Source organism: Nonomuraea sp. WAC 01424 (genome assembly GCF_003947315.1).
Taxonomy (GTDB): Bacteria; Actinomycetota; Actinomycetes; order Streptosporangiales; family Streptosporangiaceae; genus Nonomuraea; species Nonomuraea spiralis.
This window is the reverse complement of the sequence record NZ_QHHZ01000014.1, coordinates 201,640-214,157: the sequence shown is the minus strand read 5'-3', so window position 1 is coordinate 214,157 and position 12,518 is coordinate 201,640. Positions and strand designations below refer to the sequence as shown.

Sequence of the window (12,518 nt, the reverse complement as noted above, 5' to 3'; positions counted from 1 at the left end):
GGATCAGTGGTGGTGACCCGCGTCCTTGGCCCGCTGGAACGAGCGCTCGATCTCGGCCTCGGCCTCGATGCGGCCGACCCAGTTGGCGCCCTCGACGGACTTGCCGGGCTCAAGGTCCTTGTAGACCTCGAAGAAGTGCTGGATCTCCAGCCGGTCGAACTCCGACACGTGGTGGATGTCCTGGATGTGGTGCATCCGGGGGTCGGTCGAGGGGACGCACAGGACCTTGTCGTCGCCGCCCTTCTCGTCGGTCATCCGGAACATGCCGACCGCGCGGCAGGTGATGTAGCACCCCGGGAACGTCGGCTCCTGGAGCAGCACCAGCGCGTCGAGCGGGTCGCCGTCCTCGCCGAGCGTGTGCTCGATGAAGCCGTAGTCGGCGGGGTACTGCGTGGAGGTGAACAGGAGCCGGTCCAGCCTGATCTTCCCGGTCTCATGGTCCACTTCGTACTTGTTCCGTTGCCCCTTGGGAATCTCAACGACAACGTCGAACTCCACCGCGGTTCCTCCGCTCAAGGCCCCCGGGAAGTCCCGGCTGGGCGTTAATGTCTCGTAGGCGAACACCAGGAGAGAGGTCAGGCGACGTGGCGCGGCACGAGCGTACGGTGATGCTGGCCACTCTCGCCGTGCTCCAGATCGTCACGATCGTCATCGGCGTTTACGCCATGACCAGCGACTTCAACCTGGGAGCGCTGACGAGGCAGCCGTCACCGGTCGGGCCGACGGCGTCTCCTCGGGGAATCCCCCCCGCCCCCGTGGTCACCTCGGGGCCTGTGCTGGCCCAGCTTTCGGCGACGTCAGGAGACGGACCTCTCCCGACTAAGAGTACTTTGACGCGCCAGCTCACCGACGCGCTGGGTGACAAAGCGCTCGGCGGCCGGGTCGGCGAGGTCGTGCTCGACGCCGCGACCGGCGGCCAGATCTTCGCCTCCAACCCCGACGTGGGCATCACCCCCGCCTCCACGAACAAGGTCGTCACGACCACCGCGGCGCTCGCCTCGCTCGGCCCCGACACCCGCTTCTCCACCCGCGTCGTCCAGGGGCGCGCGCCCGGCGCGATCGTCCTGGTGGGCGGCGGCGACCCGCTGCGGGCGGTGCCGACGGCGAAGCCCGGCTACCCCAAGCAGGCCTCCCTCGCCACGCTGGCCGCCCGCACCGCCGCCGCGCTGAAGGCGAAGGGCGTCAGGAAGGTCACGCTCTCCTACGACGACAGCCTGTTCACCGGGCCGGCCATCGCGCCCGGCTGGAAGCCGAACTACGTGCCCGACGGCGAGGCGGCCCCCGTCCACGCCCTGGCCATCGACGAGGGACGCCAGCGCCCCGGCGCCCGGCCCCGCGTGGCCGACCCGGCCGCGACCGCCGCCGCCGCCTTCGCCCGGCTCCTCCCCAAGTACGGCGTCACCGTCTCCAAGGACATCCGCCAGGAGAAGGCCGCGGCGGGCGCCGCCGAGCTGGGCAAGGTCGACTCCGCCCCCCTGTACGCCCTGGTCGAGCACACCCTGACCCACAGCGACAACGACATGGCCGAGGCCCTGGCCAGGCACGTCGCCATCAAGGAGGGCAAGGAGGCGTCGTTCGCGGGGGCGGCTGAGGCCGTGCTCGCGGTGATGCGGCGGCTCGGCGTGACGAAGGGCGTCGCCGTCGCCGACGGCAGCGGCCTGTCCATCCGCAACCGGGTCAGCGCCGACGCCATGGCCAGGATCATCGCCATCGCCAGCTCCGCCCAGCACCCCGAGCTGCGGGCCGTCGACTCGGGCATGCCGATCGCCGGCTTCTCCGGCACGCTCGGCAACGGCCGGCGCTTCACCCGCGCCGACAGCAGAGGCCAGGTCGGCCTCGTACGCGCCAAGACCGGCACGCTCAACAACGTCAACACCCTGGCCGGCCTCGCCACCACCAAGGACGGCCGGCTGGTCACCTTCGCCTTCCTGGCCGACGACGTGCCGGTGAACGCCGAACCCGTGCTCGACAGGCTCGCCGCGATCGTCGCGCGATCCTGAACGCCGCTTCTTCGCAGGCGTGACGAGAACAACGTACGGTGGACGGTATGCAGGTGATCGACTGGGATCTGGCCGTCACGACCGGCACGCGCCTGGTGCGCCCCGGTCCTCAGGTGAGCAAGGAGGAGGCCAGGCAGGCCGTCACCGAGCTCCGCACGCTGTCACGTGAGGCCGAGGGCCACGTGCGCGAGTTCACCAAGATCCACACCGAGACCGCGCCGCAGCCCGCGACCATCGTCGACCGGCCCGGCTGGATCAAGGCCAACGTCGAGGGTTTCCGCGTGGTCCTCGAACCGCTGACCCAGCGCATGGGCAGCGGCGCCAACCCGCCGCCCGCCATCGTCACCGCCGTGGGCTCCCGCATCACCGGCGTGGAGGTCGGGGCCGTACTCGCCTTCCTCGCCTCCCGGGTGCTCGGCCAGTACGAGCTGTTCCTGCCGCCCGACCCGACGGGCCAGGAGGCGACCGGCCGGCTGACGCTCGTCGCGCCCAACATCGTCCACGCCGAGCGCGAGATGAACGTCGTGCCCCGCGACTTCCGGCTGTGGGTGTGCCTGCACGAGGAGACCCACCGGGTGCAGTTCACGGGCGTGACCTGGCTGCGCGAGTACGTCCGGTCGCAGATGACGGAGTTCCTGCTCGCCTCCGACCTCGACCTCCCCACGCTGCTCGACCGCCTGCGCAACGCCGCCGACACGGTGGCCGACGTGGTCAGGGGCGGCGAGGGCAACCTGATCGACGCCATCCAGACGCCCGCCCAGAAGGAGATCCTCGACCGTCTGACGGCCGTGATGACCCTGGTCGAGGGCCACGGCGACTTCGTCATGGACGCCGTGGGCCCGTCGGTGGTCCCGACCGTCTCGGAGATCCGCGCCAAGTTCGCCCAGCGCCGCGAGGGCGGCTCCCGGCTCGACCGCACGGTGCGGCGCCTGCTGGGCATCGAGGTCAAGATGAAGCAGTACGCCGAGGGGTCGGCGTTCGTCCGCACGGTGGTCGACCGCGTGGGCATGGACGGCTTCAACAAGGTCTGGACCTCCCCGGAGACCCTGCCCACCACCGCCGAGATCGGCGACCCGGACGCCTGGGTCCACCGCGTCATCGGCACCCCCGCCCTCCCCGCCTGATCTCGTTCCTCTTCCGAAGGCTCCGCGCGCCGGGCCTGTCGCCGCGTGCGGCGGGGGCCCGGCGGCCGGGACAATGGTCCTCGTGGGTCCCCATCCAGCCGTAGCCGACGTGCGCAGGGCCGTGCGCGAGGCGCTGGCCGACCTCGGCGGCACCGGCGCGCTGGTCCTGGCCGCCTGCAGCGGCGGCGCCGACTCCCTGGCCCTGGCGGCGGCCATCGCCTTCGTCGCCCCCCGCGCCGGCCTGCGCGCGGGCCTGGTCACGGTCGACCATCAGCTCCAGCCCGGCTCGGCCGAGCGCGCCCGGCAGGTCGCCGAGCTCGCCGCCACCATGGGCCTGGCCCCCGCCGAGGTGCTCACCGTCACCGTGGGCACCGAAGGCGGCCCGGAAGCCGCCGCCCGCGAGGCCAGGTACACCGCGCTGGCCGAGGCGGCCGACCGGCTCCAGGCCGCCGCCGTCCTCCTCGGGCACACTCGCGACGACCAGGCCGAGACCGTGCTCCTGGGCCTGGCCAGGGGGAGCGGCCTGCGTTCCATCTCCGGCATGGCCCCGCGGGCGGGCCGCTACCGCCGTCCCTTCCTCGACCTGCCCAGGGCCACGACGGTCGCCGCCTGCCGGGCGATGTCCCTCCACCCCTGGGACGACCCCCACAACGACGACCCCCGCTACACCCGCGTCCGCGTCAGGAAGCGGATCCTGCCGATGCTCGACGAAGAACTCGGCCCGGGGGTCGCCGAAGCGCTCGCGAGGACGGCCAGAATGGCCCGGGAGGACGCCGACGCCCTCGATCAGTGGGCAGAATCGGCGTTCCCGAATTGCGCTCTAAGCGATATCGCCGAGTCCGTCATCCTGTCCGTACCGGAGTTGGAGAAACTGCCCGACGCCGTGCGGCGCAGGGTGCTGCGGCGCGCGGCCATCGCGGCCGGAACGCCCTCCGGGGCGCTTTCGGCCACCCACGTGCTGGCAGTGGATCGGCTGGTCACACAATGGCACGGGCAGAAGGCGGTCGATCTGCCCGGAGGTCTGTCCGCAGTTCGGCGGTATGGCACCCTGATACTCGCCATCAGTCCCATCGTTTAAGGAACCACAGGTGGACGCTGCCGACATGGGCAAAGACCTGGAGAAGGTCCTCATCCCCGAGGACGAGCTCCAGGCCAAGATCAAAGAGCTTGCCGGGCGCATCGACGAGGACTACGCGGGCAAGGACGTCCTGCTCGTGGGCGTGCTGAAGGGCGCGGTCATGGTGATGGCCGACCTGGCCAGGGCGCTGCACGTGCCCGTTCAGATGGACTGGATGGCGGTGTCGTCCTACGGCGCGGGCACCAAGTCGTCCGGCGTCGTACGGGTGCTGAAGGACCTCGACACCGACATCTTGAACCGCCACGTCCTGATCGTCGAGGACATCATCGACTCCGGTCTCACCCTCCACTGGCTGCTGGAAAACCTGAAGTCGCGCAATCCGGCCTCGCTGGAGATCTGCGCCGCGCTGCGCAAGCCGGACGCGGTGAAGGTGCCGATGGACGTGAAATACGTCGGGTTCGACATTCCCAACGAGTTCGTCATCGGCTACGGGCTCGACTACGCGGAGCGCTACCGGAATTTGCCGTTCATCGGAACGCTCGCCCCGCACGTTTATAAGTAGTAATCCTGGCCATGGCCGGGAACATCGCGCAACGTGACGTACGTTGATAGGGCAAGACCGGTGTAGTGGGCGGGTCCCTCCGCGCGCCGTGCCGGTGTACCTTCAGACTCCGGAAGGGTGACCGCGTGTCCCCTTCGGGTAGTCAGAAGTCGCGGTGTCGGATGCCGCGGCCCCGGGCCAGCCCGGGGTTCCAGGCCATGGTCAGGAAGGGACGGGCCCGCAAGGGGTTCCGCATCGGATGGATCTCAAGCGATTTACACGTGGGCCACTGCTGTGGATCCTGGGCATCGTCGTGCTGCTCCTGCTCGTCACTCAGCTCTGGAGCGGCGGGGGCAATTTCAAGCAGGCCGACACGTCCACGGTTCTCCAGCAGATTCGCGCCGGCAATTTCACCAGCGCCAAAGTGGTCGACAAGGACAACCGGGTCGAGCTCACCCTCATCAAGCCGGTCGTCGTCAGGCCGGGCGACGCCCCTGCGAAGCTGATCCAGTCCAACTGGGTCAGCGGCTACGGCGCGAAGCTGACCGACGAGCTGCAGGCCCAGGTCGACGCCAACAAGACGAAGAGCTTCACCACCGAGGTGCCCCAGGAGAACTTCCTGCTCAGCATCCTGGTGAGCTTCCTGCCGATCGTCATCATCGTGCTGATCTTCCTGTTCATCATGAACCAGATGCAGGGCGGCGGCTCCCGGGTGATGAACTTCGGCAAGTCGAAGGCCAAGCTCATCACCAAGGACACCCCGAAGACGACGTTCGCCGACGTCGCCGGCGCTGACGAGGCCATCGAGGAGCTCCAGGAGATCAAGGAGTTCTTGCAGGCCCCGGCCAAGTTCCAGGCGATCGGCGCCAAGATCCCCAAGGGCGTGCTGCTCTACGGCCCGCCCGGCACCGGCAAGACCCTGCTGGCCCGCGCGGTCGCGGGTGAGGCCGGCGTGCCCTTCTACTCGATCTCCGGTTCCGACTTCGTCGAGATGTTCGTCGGTGTCGGCGCCTCGCGTGTGCGCGACCTGTTCGAGCAGGCCAAGGCCAACGCCCCCGCGATCATCTTCATCGACGAGATCGACGCCGTCGGCCGCCACCGCGGCGCCGGCCTGGGCGGCGGTCACGACGAGCGCGAGCAGACCCTCAACCAGCTGCTCGTCGAGATGGACGGCTTCGACGTCAAGGGCGGCGTGATCCTCATCGCCGCGACCAACCGGCCCGACATCCTCGACCCGGCGCTGCTGCGTCCCGGCCGTTTCGACCGGCAGGTCACGGTCGACCGCCCCGACCTGGAGGGCCGCAAGGGCATCCTCAAGGTCCACGGCCGCGGCAAGCCGTTCGCGCCCGACGTCGACCTCGACGTCATCGCGCGCCGCACCCCCGGGTTCACCGGCGCCGACCTGGCCAACGTGATCAACGAGGCGGCCCTGCTCACCGCGCGGGCCGACCAGAAGCTGATCACGATGGACGTCCTTGAGGAGTCGATCGACCGTGTCATGGCAGGGCCCGAGCGCAAGTCGCGGGTCATGTCCGACAAGGAGAAGAAGATGATCGCCTATCACGAAGGCGGTCACGCTCTGGTGGCGCACGCGCTGCCCAACTCCGACCCGGTCCACAAGATCACCATCCTGTCCCGCGGTCGCGCCCTCGGTTACACGATGACGCTGCCGATGGAGGACAAGTTCCTGGCCACCAGGTCCGAGATGATGGACCAGCTCGCGATGCTGCTCGGCGGCCGCGCGGCGGAGGAGCTCGTCTTCCACGAGCCCACCACCGGCGCCTCCAACGACATCGAGAAGGCCACGGCGGTCGCCCGCCGCATGGTGACCGAGTACGGCATGAGCGAGCAGCTCGGCGCCCGTAAGTTCGGCAGCGGCCAGGCCGAGGTCTTCCTCGGCCGCGAGATGGGCCACGAGCGCGACTACTCCGAGAAGATCGCCTCCTCCATCGACGAGGAGGTCCGCCGGATGATCGAGACGGCGCACGACCAGGCCTGGGACATCCTGGTCGAGTACCGCGACGTGCTCGACAACCTGGTGCTGGAGCTCATGGAGAAGGAGACGCTCTCCCGCGAGCAGGTCCTCCAGATCTTCGCTCCGGTGATCGTCAAGGAACACCGGCCCTCCTACGCGGGCTACGGCAAGCGGCTCCCGTCCGACCGCCCGCCGATCCTGACCCCGAAGGAGCAGTCGAGCAACGGCTCGCTCACCTCGGGCCACCAGGACGCCCTCCAGGCCGGGGACAGTGCGTGACGCAGCACGAGGTAGACCTTGGGCGGATCGAGAAGGCCGTACGCGAGATCCTCTACGGCATCGGCGAGGATCCCGACCGTGACGGCCTGATCGAGACGCCCGCCCGGGTCGCCCGCGCGATGGCCGAGCAGTTCTCCGGCCTCGGTCAGGCGCCCGAGGACGTGCTCAACAAGGTCTTCGACGTCGATCACGACGAGATGGTGCTGGTCAGGGACATCGAGGTCTACTCGACCTGCGAGCACCATCTCGTGCCCTTCCACGGCGTGGCCCACGTGGGCTACATCCCCAACGAGCGGGGCCAGGTGACCGGGCTGTCGAAGCTGGCCCGGCTGGTCGACGTCTTCGCCCGCCGTCCGCAGGTGCAGGAGCGCATGACCTCGCAGATCGCCGACGCCCTCATGCGGGTGCTGGAGCCGCGCGGGGTCATCGTGGTCGTCGAGGCCGAACACCTGTGCATGACGATGCGCGGCGTACGCAAGCCGGGGGCCAAGACGGTCACGTCGGCGGTCCGCGGCGACTTCCGTACCAGCGACAAGACCCGTTCCGAGGCGATGGCGCTCATCCTCGGCAGGTGACGATCGTTATCCACAACTGGGGACCCGAGATGTCGGCAGGTGTGGGGGAACGCCTAGGCTTGCCCCATGACTAGCGTGCCCATCAACGTGCCGGGAGGTACGGAGCGGTGCCTCGTCATGGGTGTGGTCAATGTGACGCCCGACTCCTTCTCCGACGGCGGCCAGTGGTTCGACGAGGAGGCCGCCGTCCAGCACGGGCTCGACCTGGTGCGGGAGGGGGCCGACATCGTCGACGTGGGCGGTGAGTCCACCCGTCCCGGTGCCGCCCGGGTGTCGCTGGAGGAGGAGCTGGCCAGGGTCGTCCCCGTGATCCGGGCGCTCGACGCCGAGGGTGTGGCGGTGAGCGTCGACACGATGCGCGCCGAGGTGGCCAGGGCCGCGGTCGAAGCGGGCGCCAAGCTCGTCAACGACGTGAGCGGCGGGCTGGCCGACCCGGACATGCCGCGCGTGGTCGCCGCGACGGGGATTCCCTACGTGGTGATGCACTGGCGCGGCCACAGCCATGACATGGACAGCCGTGCCGTCTACGCCGACGTCGTGACAGAGGTGCGCGAGGAGCTGAGCAAGCGGGTCGATCTGGTGCTGGCCGAGGGGGTGTCCCCGGAGCAGATCGTGCTCGACCCCGGTCTCGGGTTCGCCAAGCACGCCGAGCACAACTGGGCGCTGCTGGCCGGCATCCCGGAGCTCGCCGAGCTGGGCTACCCGCTGCTGATCGGGGCCTCGCGCAAGCGGTTCCTCGGGCGGCTGCTGGCGGGTCCCGACGGCGCCCCCCGCCCGTTCAGCCGGAGCGACGACGCCACCCTGGCGGTGACCGCGCTGGCGGCACAGGCGGGGGCCTGGTGCGTGCGCGTGCACGAGGTAGGTCCCAATGCCGATGCCGTGCGCGTGGCGGCCGCATGGAAGAGAGCCGGAGCAGGCACATGAGCGTCGACACTGCCGCTATTGAGACGGTCAACGAGGAGTTCTACACCGCGATCGAGAGCGCCGATCTCGACAAAATGACCGAGATCTGGGCCGAGGACTCCGCCGACGACCAGGTGAGCTGCGTACATCCGGGCTGGACGTTGCTGACGGGCCGGTCCGAGGTGCTGCGGTCGTGGGCGCTGATCATGGCCAACACCACCTACATCCAGTTCGTGCTGACCGACGTCAACACGACCGTGCTGGGCGACGTGGCCGTGCTCACCTGCGTGGAGAACATCCTCACCGCGGGTGAGGAGGGTGAGTCCAGCTTCGCCGCGGGCAAGGTGGTGGCGAGCAACGTCTACATCCGCACCTCTCAGGGCTGGCGGTTGTGGATGCACCACGGCTCCCCGGTGCTCCAGGGAGACGACGACGAGGACGAGGAGGGCGAGCTTGAGGTCTGACCGCATCGCTCTCAAGGGCCTGCGGGCCAGGGGACGGCACGGCGTGCTGCCCGCCGAGCGGGAGCTCGGGCAGGAGTTCGTGGTCGACGTGACGTTGTTCCTCGACACCGCCCCGGCGGCGGCCGGTGACGACCTCACCAAGACGGTCCACTACGGGGAGCTGGCCCAGGCGCTGGCCGAGGTGGTCGAGGGCGAGCCGGTCGAGCTGATCGAGACGCTGGCGCAGCGACTGGCGGACGTCTGCCTGGCCAGTGAGCTGGTCCACAAGGTCGAGGTGAGTGTGCACAAACCGGCGGCGCCGATCCCGCTGCCGTTCGACGATGTGATCGTGACGATCGAGAGGAGCCGCGCATGAAGGCCGTCCTCGCTCTCGGCAGCAATCTGGGCGAGCGCTTCCAGACGTTGCAGGGAGCCATCGACACGCTGTTCGACGCCCCGGGCCTGGAGTTCGTCAAGGTGTCCCCGGTCTACGAGACCGACCCCGTCGGCGGGCCGGGCGGGCAGGAGCCGTACCTCAACGCGGTCGTCGTGGCCGAGACCGAGTTGCCGCCCCGCACGCTGCTGGAGCGGGCGCTCGGCGTGGAGAACGCCTACGGACGGGTACGCGAGGAGCGGTGGGGGCCGCGTACGCTCGACGTCGACCTGATCGTCGTCGGCGAGGACACCTGCGACGACGCCGAGCTGACGTTGCCCCATCCGCGGGCCCACGAGCGGGCCTTCGTGCTGGTGCCCTGGTCGGTGATCGACCCCGAGGCCACGGTGCCGGGCCGGGGCCGCATCGCCGACCTGCTGGCCGGGCTCGACCGGCGGGGCGTGCGCCTGCGTGAGGACCTGAAGCTGCAGAGGCCCGATTGAGGCCGACGCACCCCGGCCGCCTGGCCGCTCTCCTCGTCGTCGTCGCCCTCGTCGTGTGGGCGGCGGTCCGGCACTTCTACTCCGAGCTGCCCATCATGCCGTGGACGGCGATCCCCACCGTGTTGCTGCTGGCCCTCGGCGAGGGTTACAGCGGATGGGTGACCAAGGCCAGGATCGCCAGGAAGCCGGACACCAAGCCGGTCGAGCCGCTGGCGGTGGCCCGGCTGGCGGCGCTGGCCAAGGCGGCGGCGTACGCGGGGGCGGTGTTCGCCGGGATGTTCGCCGGGTTCGCCGCGTACACGCTGCAGATCTTCGACCGGGAGACGCCGCGCTCGGAGTTCTTCGTGGCGGCCGGGTCGTTCGTGGCCTGCGTGGTGCTCGTCTGCGCGGCCCTCTACCTCGAACACTGCTGCCGCATCCCCAAGGACTCCGACGAGCGCAAGACCGACTAGCGCGGCTCCCCGGCCTCGCGCGTGCGCCCGGCCGGGGTCCGGCGGCGGCCGAAGAGGTAGATGACCGGAAGGGTGCAGATCAGGGGGCCGATGATGGCGATCGGCCGCTCCAGCCACCACTTCAGGTCCGGCGGGATCTTGGTGCCGAGGTTGCCGAACAGCCACCACGACAGCCCTAAGGCGATCGCCATGCCGGTCGTGTGGAAGAGGAACAGCGGCAGGGCGTAACGGTTGATGAAGGAGTTCGCACGGGCCCAGCGGGGACGTTCGAGCACCCGTTCCATGGCCGGGCGCAGCACCTCCACCAGGCCGATCTGGAAGATCAGCAGGGCGACGATGACGAACGTCGGCGGGGCCATGTTCGACCACTTGTCCCCGGGCACGCCGACCATCGAGCCCGGGTAGATGCCCGAGTAGACCAGGCCGAACAGGGCGAACAGGCCCGTCCACAGGATGCCGATGTCGTACCGCCTGGGCAGGATGACGATCCGGTCGTAGAAGAAGCCCGCCTGGTGGGCCAGGCCCCAGACGATGATCATGTTCAGCCAGCCGGCCCACTCGTAGCCGTAGCGGAAGCGCACCACGTCCACGACCAGGGCCGAGCCGCCGAGCCAGATGAGGGCCAGCACGTCGTAGCGCCTGTGCAGCCACAGGGCCACCGGCAGCAGCGCGATCAGCACCAGGTAGACGCCGAGGAACCACAGCGGGCTGAGTACGAGCAGCACCACCCGCCACATCCACTCCACGCCGAACGCCCAGGTCACGACCGCGCCGACGGAGATCCACACGCCGCACAGGAACAACGCCGGCAGGGCCAGCGCGCGGATGCGCCGCCAGACGAACGCCCCGATGCCCACGCCGCGTGCCTGGGCCCGGTTCCAGGACAGCAGGTGCACGTGGCCGCCGACGTAGAAGAACAGCGGCAACACCTGGAGCAGCCAGGTCAGGATCCACAACCCCGAGGTGAAACCGAGCGGGCTGGTGGGCTCGGGTCCGGTGGGCTTCCACTCCAGGATCGTGAACGCCCAGTGCCAGACCACCACCACGATGAGGCTGAGAGCGCGGAGCCAGTCGACGTACTTGTCGCGTTGGGGAGTGCTCACTTGTCGATGTCACCCACGACGAAGAACATCGAGCCGAGGATGGCGATCATGTCGGCCACCAGGTTGCCGGGCAGCAGCTCGCGCAGCACCTGGACGTTGCCGAAGGAGGCCGAGCGCAGCTTGAGCCGCCACGGCGTCTTGTCGCCCTTGGAGACCAGGTAGTAGCCGTTGATGCCGAGCGGGTTCTCGGTCCACGCGTACGTGTGGCCCTCGGGCACCTTGAGCACCTTCGGCAACCGCTGGTTGATCGGCCCGGGAGGCAGCTCGCGCAGCCGTTCGACGCAGGCTTCGGCGAGGTCGAGCGAGACCTTGAGCTGCGCGAACAGCACCTCGAACCGGGAATGGCAGTCGCCCGCCTTCCGGGTGACGACCTCGACGGGCAACTCGCCGTAGGCCAGGTACGGGTCGTCGCGCCGCAGGTCGAGGTCGACCCCCGAGGCGCGGGCGATGGGCCCGCTGACGCCGTACTGGAGGATCTGCTCGCGGGTCAGCACGCCGACCCCCTTGGTACGGGCGAGGAAGATCTCGTTGTTCAGGATGAGGCCCTCGATGTCGGGCACCCGGCGGCGGGTCTCGGCGACGGCCTGCGCGACCCGGTCGAGCCAGCCGAGCGGCAGGTCCTCCTTGAGGCCGCCGACCCGGTTGAACATGTAGTGCATGCGCCCGCCGGAGATCTCCTCCATGACGGCCTGGATGCGTTCGCGCTCGTTGAAGGCGTAGAAGACGGGGGTGATCGCGCCGAGTTCGAGTGGGTAGGAGCCGAGGAACATCAGGTGGTTGAGCATGCGGTTGAGCTCGGCCAGCAGCGTACGGGCCCACACGGCCCTGACCGGCGGTTCCATACCGAGCAGCCGTTCGGCGGTCAGCTCGACGCCCAGCTCGTTGGCGAACCCCGACAGCCAGTCGTGCCGGTTGGCGAGCATGATGATCTGCCGGTAGTCGCGGACCTCGAACAACTTCTCCGCGCCCCGGTGCATGTAGCCGATGATCGGCTCGGCCGCCGCGATGCGCTCGCCGTCGAGGGTCAGCCGGAGCCTGAGCACGCCGTGCGTGGAGGGGTGTTGGGGACCGATGTTGAGGATCATGTCCTCGGTCGCCAGCTCCTTCGCGCCCGCGCCGAGCCCGACCACGCGTTCCGTCATAGGGCCCATGCTGCCACCGTCCCGCGA

At 69.5% G+C, this 12,518-nt stretch carries 14 protein-coding genes; 11 read left to right on the top strand and 3 right to left on the bottom strand.

The annotated features are described in order from the left end of the window. Positions 1-3: 3 nt before the first annotated feature. Complete coding sequence (locus tag DMB42_RS35035) at positions 4-498, bottom strand: inorganic diphosphatase (protein ID WP_125641754.1); 495 nt, start codon at positions 496-498, stop codon at positions 4-6. Between the two features lie 332 nt (positions 499-830). Here DMB42_RS35035 and dacB point away from each other — a divergent pair, with 332 nt between their 5' ends. From dacB to DMB42_RS34980, 11 genes are all read left to right on the top strand, one after another. Continuing rightward, positions 831-2,000: a D-alanyl-D-alanine carboxypeptidase/D-alanyl-D-alanine-endopeptidase gene (gene dacB, locus DMB42_RS35030; RefSeq protein ID WP_260478132.1), complete on the top strand. Its 1,170-nt coding sequence runs from the start codon at positions 831-833 to the stop codon at positions 1,998-2,000. Positions 2,001-2,047: 47 nt separating this feature from the next. Next, positions 2,048-3,124 (top strand): zinc-dependent metalloprotease, encoded by a 1,077-nt coding sequence (locus DMB42_RS35025; RefSeq protein ID WP_185845016.1) that lies wholly within the window; start codon positions 2,048-2,050, stop codon positions 3,122-3,124. A 73-nt stretch (positions 3,125-3,197) separates the two neighbouring features. After that, complete coding sequence (gene tilS, locus DMB42_RS35020; protein WP_125641748.1) at positions 3,198-4,202, top strand: tRNA lysidine(34) synthetase TilS; 1,005 nt, start codon at positions 3,198-3,200, stop codon at positions 4,200-4,202. Between the two features lie 10 nt (positions 4,203-4,212). Next, positions 4,213-4,764 carry a hypoxanthine phosphoribosyltransferase gene (gene hpt, locus DMB42_RS35015; RefSeq protein ID WP_221762493.1) on the top strand — a complete coding sequence of 184 codons (552 nt, stop codon included), beginning with the start codon at positions 4,213-4,215 and terminating at the stop codon, positions 4,762-4,764. A 238-nt stretch (positions 4,765-5,002) separates the two neighbouring features. After that, positions 5,003-6,997: an ATP-dependent zinc metalloprotease FtsH gene (gene ftsH / locus DMB42_RS35010; RefSeq protein WP_125641745.1), complete on the top strand. Its 1,995-nt coding sequence runs from the start codon at positions 5,003-5,005 to the stop codon at positions 6,995-6,997. Further along, the gene (gene folE, locus DMB42_RS35005; RefSeq protein WP_125641742.1) at positions 6,994-7,572 is read left to right on the top strand and encodes a GTP cyclohydrolase I FolE; all 579 of its coding nucleotides are present in this window, start codon (positions 6,994-6,996) and stop codon (positions 7,570-7,572) included. Before ftsH ends, folE begins: the two co-directional genes overlap by 4 nt. A 117-nt stretch (positions 7,573-7,689) precedes the next feature. Then, positions 7,690-8,496 (top strand): dihydropteroate synthase, encoded by an 807-nt coding sequence (folP, locus tag DMB42_RS35000; protein ID WP_185845025.1) that lies wholly within the window; start codon positions 7,690-7,692, stop codon positions 8,494-8,496. After that, positions 8,493-8,939, top strand: a complete 447-nt coding sequence (locus DMB42_RS34995; RefSeq protein WP_125641736.1) for a nuclear transport factor 2 family protein — start codon at positions 8,493-8,495, stop codon at positions 8,937-8,939. The genes folP and DMB42_RS34995 overlap by 4 nt, the downstream gene beginning before the upstream one ends. Beyond that, a complete protein-coding gene (folB, locus tag DMB42_RS34990) occupies positions 8,929-9,294 on the top strand; it encodes a dihydroneopterin aldolase (protein ID WP_125641733.1) in 366 nt (121 codons plus the stop codon). Before DMB42_RS34995 ends, folB begins: the two co-directional genes overlap by 11 nt. Then, complete coding sequence (gene folK / locus DMB42_RS34985; protein WP_125641730.1) at positions 9,291-9,794, top strand: 2-amino-4-hydroxy-6-hydroxymethyldihydropteridine diphosphokinase; 504 nt, start codon at positions 9,291-9,293, stop codon at positions 9,792-9,794. Before folB ends, folK begins: the two co-directional genes overlap by 4 nt. After that, positions 9,791-10,246, top strand: a complete 456-nt coding sequence (locus tag DMB42_RS34980) for a DUF3180 domain-containing protein (RefSeq protein WP_125641727.1) — start codon at positions 9,791-9,793, stop codon at positions 10,244-10,246. The genes folK and DMB42_RS34980 overlap by 4 nt, the downstream gene beginning before the upstream one ends. On the opposite strand, the gene DMB42_RS34975 is transcribed toward DMB42_RS34980, so the two are convergent. Together DMB42_RS34975 and DMB42_RS34970 are read right to left on the bottom strand one after the other, a co-directional pair. After that, on the bottom strand, positions 10,243-11,349 hold the full coding sequence (locus tag DMB42_RS34975) for an acyltransferase (protein ID WP_125641724.1): 1,107 nt from the start codon (positions 11,347-11,349) through the stop codon (positions 10,243-10,245). The genes DMB42_RS34980 and DMB42_RS34975 overlap by 4 nt on opposite strands. Beyond that, positions 11,346-12,491: an NADH-quinone oxidoreductase subunit D gene (locus tag DMB42_RS34970; RefSeq protein WP_125641721.1), complete on the bottom strand. Its 1,146-nt coding sequence runs from the start codon at positions 12,489-12,491 to the stop codon at positions 11,346-11,348. Before DMB42_RS34970 ends, DMB42_RS34975 begins: the two co-directional genes overlap by 4 nt. Positions 12,492-12,518: the final 27 nt, after the last annotated feature.

What these genes read in the sequence shown, in the direction of transcription:
- DMB42_RS35025 (WP_185845016.1), top strand. Translation starts at nt 2,048, where the DNA reads ATGCAGGTGATCGACTGGGATCTGGCCGTCACGACCGGCACGCGCCTG.
- tilS (WP_125641748.1), top strand. Translation starts at nt 3,198, where the DNA reads ATGGTCCTCGTGGGTCCCCATCCAGCCGTAGCCGACGTGCGCAGGGCC.
- ftsH (WP_125641745.1), top strand. Translation starts at nt 5,003, where the DNA reads ATGGATCTCAAGCGATTTACACGTGGGCCACTGCTGTGGATCCTGGGC.
- folP (WP_185845025.1), top strand. Translation starts at nt 7,690, where the DNA reads ATGGGTGTGGTCAATGTGACGCCCGACTCCTTCTCCGACGGCGGCCAG.
- DMB42_RS34995 (WP_125641736.1), top strand. Translation starts at nt 8,493, where the DNA reads ATGAGCGTCGACACTGCCGCTATTGAGACGGTCAACGAGGAGTTCTAC.
- folK (WP_125641730.1), top strand. Translation starts at nt 9,291, where the DNA reads ATGAAGGCCGTCCTCGCTCTCGGCAGCAATCTGGGCGAGCGCTTCCAG.
- DMB42_RS34970 (WP_125641721.1), bottom strand. Translation starts at nt 12,491, where the DNA reads ATGACGGAACGCGTGGTCGGGCTCGGCGCGGGCGCGAAGGAGCTGGCG.